Here is a 15,931-nt window from a genome sequence, read left to right on the forward strand (position 1 = left end):
ACCTCAATGATTCAGCGGGGTCACGGGATGCGTATCACGCTGACTGTAACGCTCCCGTCTGTGACCCGCCCGCACTTGTCCGCTTCCCGGCAAGCCCCGGCCCGCAGCGGGCCACGTGAGTTCGCCGACGGCAACGAGTACCCGGAAACAGGCGGTTGACTCGGTCACTCTTCTGTCGAAGGATTCTGACCCGCCAGTAACAACATGGCGACGGGTAGTCGCGGCGAGAGGACGGGCGCATGGCCTACGACGCTGATGTCATCGTGATCGGGGCAGGCCTCGCCGGGCTCACGGCCACCGCGGAGCTGGTGGACGCCGGCCGCAAGGTGATCCTCCTCGACCAGGAGCCGGAGCAGTCGATGGGCGGCCAGGCGTTCTGGTCCTTCGGCGGCCTCTTCCTCGTCGACTCGCCCGAGCAGCGCCGGCTGCGGATCCGGGACAGCCATGCGCTCGCCCTCCAGGACTGGATGGGCACGGCCGCCTTCGACCGGCCCGAGGACCATTGGCCGCGCAAATGGGCGCAGGCGTACGTCGACTTCGCGGCCGGCGAGAAGCGGGCCTGGCTGCACGGGCAGGGCGTGCGCTTCTTCCCCGTGGTCGGCTGGGCCGAGCGCGGCGGCTACGACGCCACCGGGCACGGCAACTCCGTCCCGCGCTTCCACATCACCTGGGGCACCGGCCCCGGCGTCGTCGCACCCTTCGTGCGGCGGGTACGGGCCGGGGTCGCGCGGGGACTCGTCCAGCTGAGGTTCCGCCACCGGGTCACCGGCCTGACGCGCAGCGCGGGTTCCGTCGACACCGTCACCGGGGAGATCCTGGAGCCGTCGGACGTGTCGCGGGGCAGGGCCAGCAGCCGCGCGGTCACCGGCGCCTTCGAACTCGGGGCCCAGGCGGTGATCGTCACCACGGGCGGCATCGGCGGCAACCACGACCTGGTGCGCGCCCACTGGCCGCAGCGCCTCGGCACCGCGCCCGAGCGGATGGTCTCCGGCGTGCCCGCCCATGTCGACGGCAGGATGCTCGGTGTCGTCGAGGAGGCCGGCGCCCGGCTGATCAACCGCGACCGCATGTGGCACTACACCGAGGGCCTCCACAACTGGAACCCCATCTGGGACAACCACGGCATCCGCATCCTGCCGGGCCCGTCCTCCCTCTGGCTCGACGCGCGCGGACGGCGACTGCCCGTTCCGCTCTTCCCCGGCTTCGACACCCTCGGCACGCTCGAACACATCATGCGGACCGGGTACGACTACACATGGTTCGTGCTCGATCAGAAGATCATCGGCAAGGAGTTCGCGCTCTCCGGCTCCGAGCAGAACCCCGACCTGACCGGCAAGTCGGTCAGGGACGTCATAGGACGGGCCCGCGCGGATGTGCCCGGGCCGGTCAGGGCGTTCATGGACCATGGCGTCGACTTCGTCGTGGAGAAGGACCTGGGTGCGCTGGTGCGTGGTATGAACGCGCTCACCAAGGAGCCGCTCATCGACGAGGCCGAGCTCCGGCGCGAGATCGTCGCGCGTGACCGGGAGGTCCTCAACCCCTTCACCAAGGACCTCCAGGTGACGGCGATCCGCGGGGCCCGCAGGTTCCTCGGCGACCGGCTGATCCGTACCGCCGCCCCGCACCGCATCCTCGACCCCAAGGCCGGCCCGCTGATCGCGGTGCGCCTCAACATCCTCACCCGCAAGACGCTGGGCGGCCTGGAGACCGATCTCTCCTCCCGGGTGCTGACCGAGGGCGGCGATCCGCTGGCGGGCGTGTACGCGGCCGGGGAGGCGGCGGGCTTCGGCGGTGGCGGCGTGCACGGCTACCGCTCCCTCGAAGGCACCTTCCTCGGCGGCTGTCTGTTCTCGGGACGCACGGCAGGGCGGGCGGCGGCCGAGGCGGTCGGATAGCGCACCGGTCGGACCGTCGCGGACCGTGGCGCACGGGCGATCCGGCGGGAGACCGGGGCGGCGGCCCGGACGGCCGCCGCCCCGCCCCGCCCGTCCGATCCGTGGCACCGGGTGAGAGGGTTCCCGGATGAGAAGGGTTCCTGGGTGAGAAGTGGTTACGGAATCCTGACGGGCACCCGTCGCCCCTGGCACCGAGGGGCGGCGGGTGCTCGAATCATGCTGTGAACCCTGAACGACCCGAAGAGCGGGACGCGGCGCGGCCCGCGGACCGGGAGACGCCGGAGCCCTCGGCGAGCGGCACCCCGATCGGCCGCCGGCTCCTGCTGGGCACCCTGGGACTCGGCGCGCTCGGTGTCGTCGCCGCGCCCACGCTCCAGCGCGGTCTGGAGGCCTTCCTGGGCAGCGTCTCCGGCAAGGACCCGACGGGCCTGACCGGACTGCTGCCCAACGGCGGCGGCTTCCGCTACTACTCGGTGACCGCGTCCGTCCCGCGCCGGGACGAGAGGAGCTACCGCCTCACCGTGGACGGCCTCGTCGACCACCCGAAGACGTACACGCTCGCCGACCTGCGCGCCCTGCCCCAGACCCGGCTCGTGCACGACGTCCAGTGCGTCACGGGCTGGCGGGTGCCGAAGACGGCGTTCGAGGGTGTGAGGCTCGGCACGCTGCTGGACGCCGCGGGCGTCCGCTCCGCCGCGGGCGCCGTCCACTTCACCTGCTTCGACGGGGCGTACACCGAGAGCCTCACCCTCGAACAGGCGCGCCGCAGCGACGTCCTGGTGGCCTTGACGATGCAGGACAAGCCGGTCAGCCATGACCACGGCGGCCCGGTCCGCCTCTATGTCGCCCCCATGTACTTCTACAAGTCCGCGAAGTGGCTCTCCGGCATCACCGTCACCCGGAGCGTACGGCCCGGGTACTGGGAGGACCGCGGCTACGACGTGGACGCGTGGGTGGGCCGGTCGAACGGACGGGACGATGCACCCACGAGCTGACGCCGCACAGACCGTCTCCGCCCCCGCCCGGGTGCGGCGCTTCACCCGCGCCGAGCGCTGGGTGCACCGTGCCACGGCCGCGCTCATGGGCGTGTGCGTGGTCACCGCGGCCTGCCTGTACATCCCCACGTTCGCGGAACTGGTGGGGCGCCGTGAACTGGTGGTCACGGTCCACGAGTGGGCCGGACTGCTGCTCCCGGTCCCGGTCCTGACGGGCCTGGTCTCCCGCGCCTTCCGCGCCGACCTCGGGCACCTCAACCGCTGGGGGCCGCACGACCGGGTCTGGCTGGGTGCGGCCCTGCGCCGCGACCGTCGCCGAGCGTCCCGGCCCGCGGGCAAGTTCAACGCGGGCCAGAAGACGTACGCGGCCTGGATCGCGGGCGCCACCCTGGTGATGCTCGGCACGGGGCTGCTGATGTGGTTCACCCACCTCACCCCGCTGATGTGGCGCACCTCGGCGACCTTCGTGCACGACTGGCTCGCCCTGACGATCGGCGTGGTCGTCGCCGGTCACATCGGCATGGCCCTCGGCGACCCGGAGGCCCGGCAGGGCCTGCGGACCGGCCAGGTCAGCCGGGCCTGGGCGGAGCGGGAGCATCCGCTGTGGCGGCCGTAGCGGCCACGAGGCGGGCCGGCCCGGCCTCACCGTGCCCGTCGACGACGGCCCGGTCGGCCGCCGCGAGGCCCCCCGCAGCGGCCGCTCCTGGCGGCTGGCCGATGCCTGCGCCGCCTGCGCCGCGGCCACCAGCGTCCACGCCGTGTGCCATGACGGCCGGACTCCTGGCCGGGCGCCCCGGTAGTCAGGCCCCGAAGTCCAGCAGCACCTTGCAGGACCGGCCCCGGTCCGCCGCCAGCGCGAACGCCGACTCGGCCTCCCGGACCGGTACCACCGCGCTGACCAGCGCGTCCAACGCGGGCTCGGCCGCGAGCAGCTCGATCGCAGCGTCGAACTCCCCGTCGAACCGGAACGCCCCGCGCAGCTCGATCTCGCGGCTCACCACCAGGTTCCCGGGGAAGGGACTCCGCCCCGGCGGCAACATGCCGAGCTGGACCACGACCCCGCCCCGCCGCACCAGCCGCAGACAGGTGTCGAGCCCGGCGGCGACCCCGGACGCCTCCACCGCCACGTCGACCTCGCCGGGCCACCCGGTGTCGTGCGGGTCGTCCGCCCGTACGAGCGTGTCCGCGCCCGCCGCCGCGGCGAACCGCAGCGCCCGGGGCAGGAGGTCCGTGACCGTCACCGAAGCCGCGCCCGCGGCCTTCGCGGCCGCCACCACGAGACAGCCGATCGGCCCGGCGCCGGTCACCAGCACATGCCGCCCGGCCACCTCACCGGCACGTCGCACCGCGTGCATGGCCACCGCCAACGGCTCGGCGAGCGCGGCCCGGCGCGGTTCGAGGCCGTCCGGCAGCTGTCGCAGCTGCTCGGCGGGTACGGTCACCTGGGTCGCGAACCCGCCCTGGACGTGCGGGAAGCGGGCCGCGCTGCCGAGGTAGCGGGTGTCCCGGCACACGTTCCGCCGACCGCCCGCGCACTCCGGGCACACCCCGCAGGGAGTGGCCGGGTGCACGGCGACAGCGGTGCCGACGGACGGACCTGACGTACCGTCGCCGTAGGAGACGACCGTCCCCACCACCTCGTGGCCGAGCACCATCGGCTCCTCGAGCCGGAAGTCGCCGACCCGGCCGTGCCGCCAGTAGTGCAGATCCGAGCCGCACACCCCGCCGTAGCGGACGGCGACCAGCGCCTGCCCCGGCCCGGGCTGTGGAACCGGCCGCTCCTCGACCCGCAGGTCGCCCGGACCGTGGATCACACATCCCAGCATCGCCAAGTCCCTTCCTACAGCACGCTCGTCATGCCGCCGTCGACGTACAGCACCTGCCCGCCGACGAAGTCCGCCGCGGGGGAGGCGAGGAACAGCAGCCCGCCGACCAGGTCGTCCGTTCGGCCCCAGCGCCCGGCCGGGGTGCGCCGCCGCACCCAGGCGCTGAACTCCTCGTCGTCGACGAGCGGCCGGGTCAGCTCGGTCTCGATGTAGCCGGGACCGAGCCCGTTGACCTGCACACCGTGCGGGCCCCAGTCCGCGCACATGCCCTTGGTGAGCATCTTCAGGGCGCCCTTGGTCGCCGCGTAGGGGGCGATGCCGGGACGGACCACCTCGCTCTGCAGCGAGCAGATGTTGATGATCTTCCCGTGCCCGCGTTCCGTCATCCGCCGGGCCGCCGCACGGCCGACCAGGAACGCGCTGGTGAGGTTGGTGTCCAGGATGCGGTGCCAGTCGGAGTCGGTGAACTCCAGCAGCGGGGCGCGCAGTTGCATCCCCGCGTTGTTGACCAGGATGTCCAGTGGACCGACCCGCTCCTCGACATCCGCGATGCCGGCTGCGACCGAGGGGCCGTCGGTCACGTCGAAGACGGCCGTGTGCACGTCCCCGGGCAGTTCCGTGGCCGCCTTGGCGAGCCGTTCGGTGTCGCGTCCGTTGAGGACCACCGTGCAGCCGGCTTCCAGCAGACCGTGGGCGAGCGCGAGCCCGATGCCCCGGCTGGAGCCGGTCACCAGCGCCGTACGGCCGCGGATGTCGAAGAGAGGGTGGCTCACTTCCGTCCTCCTAGATCACGAGCGACAGCAGCAGGACCAGGCCCCCGGCGACCACGGAGATGATGCACTCCATGACCGACCAGGTCTTCAGGTTCTGGCCGACGCTGAGCCCGAAGTACTCCTTCACCAGCCAGAATCCGGCGTCGTTGACATGGCTCAGGAACAGCGATCCGGCGCCGATGGCCAGCACCAGCAGGGCCGTGTGGGTGGTCGACATGTCGGCCGCGAGCGGCGCGACCAGACCGGCGGCCGAGACGGTGGCCACGGTCGCGGAACCGGTCGCCAGCCGGATCGCCACCGCGATCAGCCAGGCCAGCAGCAGCGCGGGGATCGACCAGTTCTTGGACATGTCCAGGACCATGTGGCCGACGCCGCAGTCGATCAGCGTCTGCTTGAAGCCGCCGCCTGCACCGACGATGAGCAGGATGCCCGCGATGGGCGCGAGTCCCTTCTCGACGGTCGCCGTGATCCGCTCCTTGCTGAACCCGGCCGGACGGCCGAGCGTGAAGATGCCGACGATCACGGCCGCGAGCAGGGCTATCAGCGGGGAGCCGATCACGTCGAAGACCCGCTGCACCTGGTCCTTCGGGTTGTCGACGACGATGTCCACCAGCGCCTTGGACAGCATCAGAACGACCGGCAGCAGCACGGTGGCCAGGGTGGCACCGAAGCCGGGGCGCCGCTCGAGCTCCTCGGAGGCACGGGGAGGGAGCATCCGCTCGGGGACCGGGGCGTCCACCCAGCGGGCCGCGACCTTGGAGAAGAGCGGACCGGCGATGATCACCGTCGGGATGGCGACCAGCACGCCGAGCGCCAGCGTCACACCGAGGTTGGCCTTGACGGCGTCGATGGCGACCAGCGGGCCGGGGTGCGGGGGAATCAGACCGTGCATCACGGACAGGCCCGCGAGCGCCGGGATGCCGATGCGCATCAGGTTGTAGTTGCCGCGCTTGGCGACCATCAGTACGACCGGGATCAGCAGCACGATGCCGACCTCGAAGAACAGCGGCAGACCGATCACGGAGGCGATCAGCACCATCGCCCACGGCATCGCACGGCCTCCCGCCTTGGCGAGGATCGTGTCCACGATCTGGTCCGCGCCGCCGGAGTCCGCGAGCAGCTTGCCGAGGACCGCGCCCAGCGCGATGAGGACGCCCACACCGGCGACGGTCGAGCCGAGCCCGGTGGTGAAGCTGAGGATCGCCTTGTCCAGCGGCGCCCCGGCGAACGCGCCGAGGGCGAGCGAGCCGATGGTCAGGGCCAGGAAGGCGTGGAGCTTGAACTTGGTGATGAGCAGCACGATGACGGCGATGCCCGCCAGTACCGCGATGCCCAGTTGAGCGTGGCCCGCCGAAGTGATCGGTGCGACGGTGTCCGCTGCCAGCATCTCGACGCTGAGTCTGGTCACGGGGGTTCCCTAGGGTGAGGAGAGGAACTCTCGGTTTCGGGTGAGGAGACCCCCGGCACGACGGCCCCTGGGGAGGGGGTCCGCCGCGAGAGCCGGGGGGCGTTGCGGGGTGCCGGCGCCTACGGGGAGGGCCGGGGTATTCGGTGCCGGCGCCTACGGGGAGGGCCGGGGTACTGCGGGGTCGGCGCCTACGGCGAGGGCCGGTGGCTGTCGCTGCGGCCGAGGCCTAGCGCGCAGGCCGGGCGGGGGACCGCTCGAGGTTGCGCAGGGCGTCCATGGCGCGCGCGGTGATCTCCTCGGGGCTGCCCGAGACGTCCACCGCCACCCCCGCCTCGTCCGGCTCCAGCGGCTGGAGCGTGGCGAACTGGGAGTCCAGCAGTGCCGTGGGCATGAAGTGCCCCTGCCGGTGCGTCATACGGTCCTCGATGAGCGTGCGGTCGCCCGTGAGGTGCACGAAGACCACGTCGGGAGCCACGGCCCGCAGACGGTCGCGGTACGCCCGCTTCAGCGCCGAGCTGCTGACCACCCCGCCGAGCCCCGCCCGCCCGTTCGCCCAGGCGCCGATGGCGTCGAGCCAGGGCCACCGGTCCTCGTCCGTGAGCGGGGTACCGGCCGACATCTTGGCGATGTTGGCCGGGGGGTGGAAGTCGTCGCCCTCGGCGTACGGAACGCCGAGCCGGGCCGCAAGCAGGGGACCGATCGTGGTCTTGCCCGTGCCCGCGACGCCCATGACCACGACGACGTGGGGGGTACTCATCGCTTCCTCGCTGTCTTCGTCGACATCTGGTGTCGACGTCACTGAAACCGATTAGGTACGACCAATTCAAGACTCTGTGACAAATAAGTCTGACTTTTTCGCCCGGTGACCCGCCTCGTACGCTGAGTGCATGACCACACCGGGCCGGGGGCTGCACGGCCGTGTACTGGACACCCTCGGCCCCGCGATCACCGCGGGCGAGTACCCGCCTGGCAGCGTGCTGCGCACCGACGAACTCGCCCAGCACTTCGAGGTGTCACGCTCCGTCATGCGCGAGGCGGTGCGCGTGCTGGAATCGATGCATCTGGTGGAGTCCCGCCGCCGGGTGGGCGTGACGGTCCGCCCCAGGTCGGAGTGGAACGTCTACGATCCCCAGGTCATCCGGTGGCGCCTGGCCGGCGCCGACCGCCCGCACCAACTGCGCTCGCTGACCGTGCTGCGCTCGGCGGTCGAACCGGTGGCCGCGGGCCTGGCAGCGCGCAACGCCACGCCCGAACAGTGCGCCGAACTCACCGAGTGCGCACTGGGCATGGTCGCGAACTCACGCGGCCACAAGCTGGAGGCCTATCTGTTCCACGACGTGGCCTTCCACCGGGTGATCCTGAACGCGTCGGGCAACGAGATGTTCGCCCGCCTCGGGGACGTCGTCGCGGAGGTCCTCTCGGGCCGCACCCACCACGACGTCATGTTCGAGGACCCCGACCCGGCCGCGGTCACCCTGCACGTCCAGGTCGCCGAGGCCGTACGGGAGGGCGACGCGGCCCGCGCGGAGGAACTGACCCGCGAGATCACCGTCGGGGCACTGCACGAACTGGACATCCTGGCGCCGTAGCCACAGGCCCCACACCCCCCGCCGACCGGCGAGGCCCGCCGGTCGAGGACGAGTCGGGTCGGGGAGCGCGGGTCGGTCGGGCGTCGGCTGTTGGTCTCGGGCACCCGGTCGGTCGGGGAGCGCGGGTCGGTGGCGCGTCGGCTGTTGGTCGACGGCGCCCCGGTCGGTCGGCGAAGCCTCCTCAGGCGAGGAGGCTCCCGTCGACGTACACCCAGGCCCCGTCGAGCCGTTCGAACCGGCTGCGCTCCTGCAGGGTGCCGCCCCGGTAGGAGGCCCGGAAGGTCACCGTTCCCGTGGCGTGGAAGGCGGATCCGTCCGTCGTCTCCAGCACCTCCAGCCCCGTCCAGCGCATCCCGGGGTCGAGGTCGAGCCGCGCGGGCCGGGTGCGCGGATGCCAGGTGCGCAGCAGATACCCCGCGTCCCGCTTCACGAACGCGCTGTATCGCGACCGCATGAGCGCCTCGGCGGTCGGCGCGAGGGAGGTACCCGAGTGGAAACGGCCGCAGCACTTCTCGTACGCCTCGGGCAGCCCGCACGGGCAGGAACGCGTGGTCATGACCGCTATTCTGCCCGCTCCGCCGAGGCTCCCGCGCGGGCCCGGGGCGGGACGCCCGCCGCCCGTCATCGCGGGCGCGCCCCGGGGCCGTTGGCGCCGTGCGGCACGCGCCCATCGGAGTCACAGTGGAAGGGACCGGAGCCACCGCGGCCAGGGGCCGCGCACGCCCGTGTCCCGTGGCCTCGCGCTGGCGTCAGGAGGAACCGAAGATGACTCGAGCCGTCGGCGACCGGCCTCCGTCCGGCAAGGAGTGGAGGCTGAACCTGTATCTGTCCGAACACGACCCGGCCACCACGGCCCGGGTGGTCCTGGACACCGGCGACAACGTGCTGGAGAGCTGTGCGGAGGCCCACCGCAGCCCGTACGACGTGGCGGTGCCGGAGATCGGCGACGAACTCGCCGCCGGACGCGCGCTGATCTCACTGGGCCGGGAGCTGCTCCGCAGCGCCGCCGATGACATCGCGGCGGCCGGGGCCTCGGAAGAGCCCGCGCCCGTCGCCCTCTGGTCACCTCAGGAGTGAGGAGGCCCCATCGTGGTCTTCACGGATCGTCTCGAAGCGGGACGGCAGTTGGGCGCACGCCTGCGCCACCTCGGGGGCGAGGACGTCGTGGTGCTGGGCCTGCCCAGGGGAGGGGTTCCGGTCGCCGCGGAGGTCGCCGACGCGCTCGACGCGCCGCTGGACGTCTGCCTGGTCCGCAAACTGGGCGTGCCCTTCCAGCCGGAACTGGGCATGGGGGCGCTCGGCGAGGACGGCGTACGGGTGATCAACGACGAGGTGGTGCGCCGGGCCCGGGTCACGGAGGAGGAACTGGCCCAGGTCGAGGAACGCGAGCGCGAGGTTCTGGAGCGAAGGGGCCGGCGCTACCGGGGTGAGCGGGAGCCGGTCGCCGTCGCGGGGCGGACCGTGGTGGTGGTCGACGACGGGGTGGCCACCGGGTCGACCGCGCGGGCGGCCTGCCGGATCGCGCGGGTCCGGGGAGCGGACCGGATCGTGCTGGCGGTCCCCGTCGCGCCCTGGGACTGGACCGAGCGGCTGGGCGACGAGGCCGACGACCTGGTCAGCCTGGACACGCCGCGGGACTTCTACGCGGTGGGCCAGTTCTACGCCGACTTCTCGGAGGTCGACGACGAGGAGGTCGCCGCCTGTCTGCGACGTGCGGCGAACCGTCCCCACGGATCCGCCGCCACCGGGACCCCGGACCCAGAGGTGGAGATCCTGGCCGGTGGCGTGCGGCTGGGTGGACGGCTGACCGTGCCCGAGGGCGCGGCCGGGATCGTGGTCATCGCGCACGGCGGCGGCAGCGGCCGCCACAGCCCGCGCAACCGGTTCATGGCCGACGCGCTGCACCGGGCCGGGCTCGGCACGCTGCTGCTCGACCTGCTCACCGAGGAGGAGGAGCGGGACCGGGCCACCGTGCTCGACGCGGGTCTGCTGGCCGGACGGCTCACCGACGCCACCCGCCGGCTGCGTCGACATCCCGCGGCCGAGGGAGTGCCGATCGGTTACCACGGAGCCGGCACCGGCGCGGCCGCCGCCCTGTGGGCCGCCGCGGAACCGGAGGCCCGCATCGCAGCGGTCGTCTCGTGCGGCGACAGGCCCGATCCGGCCGGGCCGCGGCTGCCCGCGGTGACCGCCCCCACACTGCTCATCGCCGGGAGCGCCGACCCGGTCGTACTCGACCTCAACCGGCAGGCGCAGGCCCGGCTGCGCTGCGAGAACCGGCTCGCGATCGTCCCCGGCGCCACGCACCTGTTCGAGGAGCCCGGCGCACTGGAGGCGGTGACCGAACTGGCCCGCGACTGGTTCACCGACCACATGGCCCCCGCCCACGTGTAGCGGCGGGAAGCCGCGCAGCCGCCGTGCGAAGATCCTTCCCCCGCACCCCGCTTCCGCCTTAGCTTGGGAGGGTGCACCACGGCGTGGTCACCCTGTTCCTCGGCGGTGACGTCATGCTCGGCCGGGGCGTCGACCAGATCCTTCCGCACCCGGGTGACCCGGCGCTGCGCGAGACGTACGTCCACGACGCCCGGGCCTATGTCGGCCTGGCCGAGGCCGCGAACGGGCCGATCCCCCGGCCGGTCGACTTCCGCTGGCCCTGGGGCGAGGCGCTGCCGGTCCTGGACGAGGCCTCGCCCGACGTGCGGGTGATCAATCTGGAGACCGCCGTCACCCGGCAGGGGCACTTCGCACCCGGCAAGGGCGTCCACTACCGGATGAACCCGGCCAACCTGCCGTGCCTGGCCGCGGTTCGCCCGGACGTCTGCGTGCTGGCCAACAACCACGTGCTCGACTTCGGCCGGCGGGGCCTCGACGAGACGCTCGACTCCCTGGTCGCGGCGGGGCTGCGGACGGCCGGGGCGGGCCGGGACGCGGTCGCGGCGAGGCGGGCGGCGATCGTCCCCGTGGGCGCGGGCGGACGGGTACTGGTGTTCTCCTGCGGAATGCCGTCCAGCGGCATTCCCGAGGACTGGGCCGCCACCGAGGAGCGGTCCGGCGTCGACTACGTCCCGGAGCCGTCCGTGGCCGCCGCGGCGGCTCTCGCCGACCGCTTGCGCCAGGTGAAGCGCCCGGGCGACATCGCCGTCGTCTCGGTCCACTGGGGCTCCAACTGGGGTTACGGCGTCTCCCGCGCCGAGGTCCGCTTCGCCCGCGCACTCGTCGACGCGGGCGCGGACATCGTGCACGGCCACTCCTCGCACCACCCGCGTCCCCTGGAGGCGTACCAGGGCAAACTCATCCTGTACGGCTGCGGTGACCTCGTGGACGACTACGAGGGCATCGGCGGTTACGAGCGGTACCGGGACGACCTGCGGCCGCTGTACCTGGTCTCGGTCGAGCGGGAGACCGGCCGGCTGGCCGGCGTCCGGATCGTCCCCCTGCAGGCCCGCAGGATGCGGCTGGAGCACGCGTCGGCCGAGGACGCCGGGTGGCTGCGCGACGCGCTCGACAGGGTCAGCCGGGACTTCGCCACCCGCGTCGTCCAGGAGCCCGACGGCACGCTCTCGGTCCGGGCCCTGCGCCAGGGGCAGCACACCTGACCCGACGGCGCATCACCGCTGTGCAGCCTCCTCGTCGTTCTCGGGAACGACGTGCACGGCCGCCTCCTCGGCCGTCCGGGCACCGCTGTCGATTCCCACATCGCTCGCGAGGAGTCCCGCGTCGGTGTCGGCGTGAGCGCCCTCGTCGGGGGCGACCAGCCGGCCGGCCTCCCGGCCGCCGACCTCCTCGTCCCTCGGTTCACCCTCGGCGTCGACCATGTCCCCGATCCCGTCACCCCCCGGACCCGGCTCCTCCGGTACCTCCCGGGCCAGCCGCTCGTCGAGCGTCTCGCCCGCGCGCTGCTCGGCCGCGGTGGTGCCCCGTTCGTCCACGGCCAACGGCTTCTCGGGCGGCGAGTAACCCTCCTCCGAGGGCTCGGCACCGCGATCCTCCAGGGTGTCCTGGGATTCGAGCGGACCGGCGTCCTCCAGCACCTCTTCATCGCCCTGGGGCTGGTAGACCTCGTCACCCATGCTGCTCTCGGTCACTTGCGCACCGCCTCACGTATTCGGTCCCAGACGTACCCACGACACCCGCCGGGTCTCCGGTCCTTCGCGCGGCAAACGCGAGCCGCCTCACGCTGCCCTGCCCTTGGAGAGGAACCGGCGCAGGCGGCGCAGGGGCCAGGCGTTGATGACGTCGTCCGGGGTGAGCCAGCCGCGTTGCGCGGTGCCGACGCCGTAGCGCAGCTGGTCGAGGTGGAGGACCGAGTGCGCGTCGGTGTTCACGGCGAACTTCGCCCCGTGCTCCCTGGCGCGCAGGATGTCCTCGTCGCGCAGATCGAGCCGGTCCGGCTGGGCGTTGATCTCCAGCGCGGTTCCGGTGCGGGCGCAGACGGCGAACACCTCGTCCCAGTCGGCGTCCACCCCCTGGCGTTTGCCGATCAGGCGGGTGGTCGGATGGCCGATGACGTTGACGTACGGGTTCTCGCAGGCTCGCACGAGCCGCCTGGTCATCGCCTTCCGGTCCAGGTCGAAGTGGGAGTGCAGGGAGGCCACGCAGATGTCGAAGCCGGCGAGGAACTCATCGGGCCAGTCCACCTCCCCCTCGGGGCCGATGTTGAGCTCGGTACCGTGCAGCAGCCGCATACCCTGGTGCGCGCCGTCCAGCGCCCTCAGCTGCTCCCGCTGGGCGAGGATCTTCTCGTCGGTCATGCGCTGCATGTACAGGTTGGGCGCGTGGTCGGTGACCGCGTAGTACGCGTAGCCGCGTTCGGCGGCGGTCGCCACCATCGTCTCCAACGGCGCGAGCCCGTCGGTCAGGTCCGTGTGCGTGTGCAGGTCGCCGCGGATGCTGCGCTCGGTCACCACGTCGGGAAGCTCGCCGCGCAGGGCGGCCTCGATCTCCCCCCGGTCCTCCCGCAGCGTCGGCGGGATCCACGGCAGGCCCAGCCGGGCGTACACCTCCTCCTCGGTGCGGGAGGCGACCGACTCCCCGCTGTCCGCGTCGAACAGGCCGTACTCGGACAGCTTCAGTCCCTGGCGGACGGCGATGGTCCGGGTGCGGATGTTGTGCGCCTTGGAACCGGTGAAGTACTGCAGCCCGGCGCCCCATGAATCCTGCGGCAGTACCCGCAGATCGACCTGGACGCCCCTGGTGGTGCGGATGGACGTCTTCTTCGGGCCGTGGGCGATCACCTCGGCGGTGGACGGCAGCGCCTCCAGCGCCTCCATGAAGGGGGCAGACCGCTTCGCCGCGACGAGGACGTCGATGTCGCCGACGGTCTCCTTCATACGACGCAGGGAGCCGGCGTAGGTGCAGCGCTTGCAGCCGGTCACCTGGGACAGCTCGGCGACGATCTCCTCGGCGGTCTCGAGGGCCAGATGCAGCGGGATGCGGCCGCCCGCCTGCTGCATCAGGGCGATGCCGTGCAGGATGTTCTCCTGCGTCTTCTCGCCGAAGCCCTTCAGATCGTGCAGCGCGTCCGCCTCGATGGCGGCGGCGAGTTCGTTGACCGACGAGATGTGCAGGTCCTCGTAGAGCCGCATCGCCTTCTTGGGGCCGAGCGTCGGAATGGTGATCAGCTCCCGCACTCCGGCGGGGATCTTCGCCCGGCGTTCCTCGACCGCCGTGACGGAGCCGGTGCGCAGATACTCGATCACCTTGTCGGCGATCGACTTCCCCACGTTCGGGATCTCCCGCAGCCCCTCGGCGTCCAGCCGGGAGATGTCGGCGGGATGGCCGCCGATCGCACGCGCGGCCTTCTCGTAGGCGCGCACCTTGAACGCGTCGCCTCCCGTGATCGCGATGAGGTCCGCGTACTCCTGAAGGAGCGCCTCGACCTCTTCGTTGGGCCGGGCCACACCTCCGAGTCTAGGCACGAAGAGCGGGCGGTGCCGGTCGGCGGGCACCACCGTCCGCTGAAGGGATTCGTGGAGGTCGGCTGGTCTGGGCGCCGTCCTCGAACCCGGCACCGACTTCGCCGGGAGCGGCCGATGACCACCACCGGCACCACTCCGGTCATCGGCGCCACCGGCACTACCGGCAGCCGCACCGCCGCGCAGCTGACAGCCGTCGGCCACCGCGTCAAGGCCGCCGGCGCCGTCGAATCCGTTGTGCGACAGACCACGCCCGGCCAGTCTCCGCCGCACCTCGGCCCGCTGCTCGGGCGTCGACTTCGCCGACAGGCTCTTCGGCAGCACCACCACTTCCCGCCAAAGCACGTGATGACCAAGCGAGTTGACGGCACCGAGACCCCTTGGAAGATACTGTCGGTGGGATGACATCAGCCCGCACCGCAACCGTCACCGGGCCCAGCCGTCAGCAGCCCCCCGACCCCTGCCCGGTGTCGCCGCTCATCGACATCGTGTTCAGCCGCTGGACGACACCGATCCTTTGGCTGCTCCAGCACGAGGGACCGATGCGCTTCAACGAACTGCGCGAGCGTCTCGGCACGGTCACCGCGAAAACACTCACCGAGCGCCTTCGCCAGTTGGAACGCGATGGCCTGCTCACCCGGACTCACCATCCGCAGGTCCCGCCCCGTGTCGACTACGAGATCACTGACCTCGGCATGTCCCTCAGCCCCATATTCCGGTTGCTGGTCGAGTGGTCCAACGACAACATGCCGCTCGTGCGCAGCGCTCAGCAGCACTACGACGGCTCCGGCCGCCCGCGGCCGTCGTGACCCGTCCCCACGGCACCGCCGGATCGCGGCCGTGCCGCGCCTGAGCGTCGACGGTTTCGCCTAGGAACCCGAGCGCGAGCCGACGTAACGTCGGCTACGCGTTCGCAGGAGGCCCCGGCGGACGCATCGGACTGCCCGGTGGGACGGCCCAGGGTGCGCCCCGGGCAGTGAGGGGGGGAAGCGTCATGCCCAGGAGCCAGGGCCGGTTGGGGATCGGGAAGGTCCTGATCTCACTGGTGGCGGTCGAAACGGCCGTAGGGCCATACAAGTTCGACTGGGACGAGACCCACATCCACAACCCGGCGTGGCCGCCGCATGCCAAGTTCCACAACGCGCAGACGATGAGCATGGGCGGCGCGCTCGGCGGCGCGAGCCTGTGGCACCTGTGGAAAGGCTCCGGCGACACACGCGAGGCACTCGACGCCGCCGCCATCAGCGCGGCCTTGTACTGGGTCACCAACATCTCCGCGCTGTTCCACCCCGGGTCCAAAGCCGTGGACCCGCCCGGCACCGCCAGGTTCCCGCAGGCCAAGTTCGCTTTGCCCTCGCTTGCCCTCGTGGCGCTCGGCTATCTCCTGGAACGGCGACGGCTCGGTTGACCCGCTTCGCCGGCCACCACGCGTGCTTACGCGGCGGCTACGGAGCCGCACAGACGTGGCCGCCGGCTTGCCGAGGTCCTCGTAGCAGCGCAGGGCCCCAGGGACCCACAGGCGATGTGACA

The 15,931-nt window shown here is 72.1% G+C and carries 17 protein-coding genes; 10 read left to right on the forward strand and 7 right to left on the reverse strand.

Features of this window, described 5'->3' with window-relative positions; all coding sequences use genetic code 11:
* The first annotated feature begins 239 nt into the window (after positions 1 to 239).
* From ASC56_RS19145 to ASC56_RS19155, 3 genes are all read left to right on the forward strand, one after another.
* Positions 240 to 1,895, forward strand: coding sequence for an FAD-binding dehydrogenase (locus tag ASC56_RS19145; RefSeq protein ID WP_055492683.1), 1,656 nt, complete (start codon positions 240 to 242; stop codon positions 1,893 to 1,895).
* A 221-nt stretch (positions 1,896 to 2,116) separates the two neighbouring features.
* On the forward strand, positions 2,117 to 2,890 hold the full coding sequence (locus ASC56_RS19150) for a molybdopterin-dependent oxidoreductase (RefSeq protein ID WP_055492684.1): 774 nt from the start codon (positions 2,117 to 2,119) through the stop codon (positions 2,888 to 2,890).
* A complete protein-coding gene (locus tag ASC56_RS19155; RefSeq protein WP_055492685.1) occupies positions 2,874 to 3,506 on the forward strand; it encodes a cytochrome b/b6 domain-containing protein in 633 nt (210 codons plus the stop codon). Before ASC56_RS19150 ends, ASC56_RS19155 begins: the two co-directional genes overlap by 17 nt.
* A 184-nt stretch (positions 3,507 to 3,690) precedes the next feature.
* Here the strand turns inward: ASC56_RS19155 and ASC56_RS19160 are convergent, their stop codons facing one another.
* The 4 genes from ASC56_RS19160 to ASC56_RS19175 form a co-directional block, all read right to left on the reverse strand.
* Positions 3,691 to 4,716: an L-idonate 5-dehydrogenase gene (locus tag ASC56_RS19160; RefSeq protein ID WP_055492686.1), complete on the reverse strand. Its 1,026-nt coding sequence runs from the start codon at positions 4,714 to 4,716 to the stop codon at positions 3,691 to 3,693.
* A gap of 14 nt (positions 4,717 to 4,730) precedes the next feature.
* Positions 4,731 to 5,489 (reverse strand): SDR family oxidoreductase, encoded by a 759-nt coding sequence (locus tag ASC56_RS19165; protein ID WP_055492687.1) that lies wholly within the window; start codon positions 5,487 to 5,489, stop codon positions 4,731 to 4,733.
* Positions 5,490 to 5,499: 10 nt separating this feature from the next.
* Positions 5,500 to 6,897, reverse strand: coding sequence for a GntP family permease (locus tag ASC56_RS19170; protein ID WP_055492688.1), 1,398 nt, complete (start codon positions 6,895 to 6,897; stop codon positions 5,500 to 5,502).
* A gap of 226 nt (positions 6,898 to 7,123) precedes the next feature.
* Positions 7,124 to 7,654: a gluconokinase gene (locus ASC56_RS19175; RefSeq protein WP_055492689.1), complete on the reverse strand. Its 531-nt coding sequence runs from the start codon at positions 7,652 to 7,654 to the stop codon at positions 7,124 to 7,126.
* Between the two features lie 130 nt (positions 7,655 to 7,784).
* Between ASC56_RS19175 and ASC56_RS19180 the strand changes: the two genes are divergently transcribed.
* Complete coding sequence (locus tag ASC56_RS19180; protein ID WP_055492690.1) at positions 7,785 to 8,486, forward strand: FadR/GntR family transcriptional regulator; 702 nt, start codon at positions 7,785 to 7,787, stop codon at positions 8,484 to 8,486.
* 181 nt (positions 8,487 to 8,667) lie between these two features.
* Here ASC56_RS19180 and ASC56_RS19185 read toward each other — a convergent pair whose 3' ends face one another.
* Positions 8,668 to 9,042 (reverse strand): YchJ family protein, encoded by a 375-nt coding sequence (locus ASC56_RS19185; protein ID WP_055492691.1) that lies wholly within the window; start codon positions 9,040 to 9,042, stop codon positions 8,668 to 8,670.
* Between the two features lie 209 nt (positions 9,043 to 9,251).
* Here ASC56_RS19185 and ASC56_RS19190 point away from each other — a divergent pair, with 209 nt between their 5' ends.
* The 3 genes from ASC56_RS19190 to ASC56_RS19200 all read left to right on the forward strand — a co-directional run bounded on the left by ASC56_RS19190 (position 9,252) and on the right by ASC56_RS19200 (position 12,082).
* Positions 9,252 to 9,563 (forward strand): dsRBD fold-containing protein, encoded by a 312-nt coding sequence (locus ASC56_RS19190; protein WP_055492692.1) that lies wholly within the window; start codon positions 9,252 to 9,254, stop codon positions 9,561 to 9,563.
* A gap of 12 nt (positions 9,564 to 9,575) precedes the next feature.
* Entirely contained in the window at positions 9,576 to 10,880 is a 1,305-nt protein-coding gene (locus tag ASC56_RS19195; RefSeq protein WP_055492693.1) for a phosphoribosyltransferase family protein, read from the forward strand.
* A gap of 71 nt (positions 10,881 to 10,951) precedes the next feature.
* Positions 10,952 to 12,082 carry a CapA family protein gene (locus ASC56_RS19200; protein ID WP_055492694.1) on the forward strand — a complete coding sequence of 377 codons (1,131 nt, stop codon included), beginning with the start codon at positions 10,952 to 10,954 and terminating at the stop codon, positions 12,080 to 12,082.
* 12 nt (positions 12,083 to 12,094) lie between these two features.
* On the opposite strand, the gene ASC56_RS19205 is transcribed toward ASC56_RS19200, so the two are convergent.
* Together ASC56_RS19205 and polX are read right to left on the reverse strand one after the other, a co-directional pair.
* Positions 12,095 to 12,556: a DUF5709 domain-containing protein gene (locus ASC56_RS19205; protein ID WP_055492695.1), complete on the reverse strand. Its 462-nt coding sequence runs from the start codon at positions 12,554 to 12,556 to the stop codon at positions 12,095 to 12,097.
* Between the two features lie 102 nt (positions 12,557 to 12,658).
* Positions 12,659 to 14,386 carry a DNA polymerase/3'-5' exonuclease PolX gene (gene polX / locus ASC56_RS19210; protein ID WP_055492696.1) on the reverse strand — a complete coding sequence of 576 codons (1,728 nt, stop codon included), beginning with the start codon at positions 14,384 to 14,386 and terminating at the stop codon, positions 12,659 to 12,661.
* A gap of 132 nt (positions 14,387 to 14,518) precedes the next feature.
* Between polX and ASC56_RS43145 the strand changes: the two genes are divergently transcribed.
* The 3 genes from ASC56_RS43145 to ASC56_RS19225 all read left to right on the forward strand — a co-directional run bounded on the left by ASC56_RS43145 (position 14,519) and on the right by ASC56_RS19225 (position 15,809).
* A complete protein-coding gene (locus ASC56_RS43145) occupies positions 14,519 to 14,806 on the forward strand; it encodes an SDR family oxidoreductase (protein ID WP_055492697.1) in 288 nt (95 codons plus the stop codon).
* Positions 14,803 to 15,210 (forward strand): helix-turn-helix domain-containing protein, encoded by a 408-nt coding sequence (locus ASC56_RS19220; protein ID WP_055492698.1) that lies wholly within the window; start codon positions 14,803 to 14,805, stop codon positions 15,208 to 15,210. Before ASC56_RS43145 ends, ASC56_RS19220 begins: the two co-directional genes overlap by 4 nt.
* Before the next feature lie 185 nt (positions 15,211 to 15,395).
* A complete protein-coding gene (locus ASC56_RS19225) occupies positions 15,396 to 15,809 on the forward strand; it encodes a DUF6640 family protein (protein ID WP_055492699.1) in 414 nt (137 codons plus the stop codon).
* Positions 15,810 to 15,931: the final 122 nt, after the last annotated feature.

The organism is Streptomyces sp. TP-A0356, from assembly GCF_001417775.1.
Lineage (GTDB): Bacteria > Actinomycetota > Actinomycetes > Streptomycetales > Streptomycetaceae > Streptomyces.

Excerpts from the sequence above, each read along its gene's own strand:
- ASC56_RS19225 (WP_055492699.1), top strand. The coding sequence starts at position 15,396 with ATGCCCAGGAGCCAGGGCCGGTTGGGGATCGGGAAGGTCCTGATCTCA.
- ASC56_RS19160 (WP_055492686.1), bottom strand. The coding sequence starts at position 4,716 with ATGCTGGGATGTGTGATCCACGGTCCGGGCGACCTGCGGGTCGAGGAG.
- ASC56_RS19220 (WP_055492698.1), top strand. The coding sequence starts at position 14,803 with ATGACATCAGCCCGCACCGCAACCGTCACCGGGCCCAGCCGTCAGCAG.
- ASC56_RS19185 (WP_055492691.1), bottom strand. The coding sequence starts at position 9,042 with ATGACCACGCGTTCCTGCCCGTGCGGGCTGCCCGAGGCGTACGAGAAG.
- ASC56_RS19145 (WP_055492683.1), top strand. The coding sequence starts at position 240 with ATGGCCTACGACGCTGATGTCATCGTGATCGGGGCAGGCCTCGCCGGG.
- ASC56_RS19205 (WP_055492695.1), bottom strand. The coding sequence starts at position 12,556 with ATGGGTGACGAGGTCTACCAGCCCCAGGGCGATGAAGAGGTGCTGGAG.
- ASC56_RS19155 (WP_055492685.1), top strand. The coding sequence starts at position 2,874 with ATGCACCCACGAGCTGACGCCGCACAGACCGTCTCCGCCCCCGCCCGG.
- ASC56_RS19180 (WP_055492690.1), top strand. The coding sequence starts at position 7,785 with ATGACCACACCGGGCCGGGGGCTGCACGGCCGTGTACTGGACACCCTC.
- ASC56_RS19190 (WP_055492692.1), top strand. The coding sequence starts at position 9,252 with ATGACTCGAGCCGTCGGCGACCGGCCTCCGTCCGGCAAGGAGTGGAGG.
- ASC56_RS43145 (WP_055492697.1), top strand. The coding sequence starts at position 14,519 with ATGACCACCACCGGCACCACTCCGGTCATCGGCGCCACCGGCACTACC.
- ASC56_RS19175 (WP_055492689.1), bottom strand. The coding sequence starts at position 7,654 with ATGAGTACCCCCCACGTCGTCGTGGTCATGGGCGTCGCGGGCACGGGC.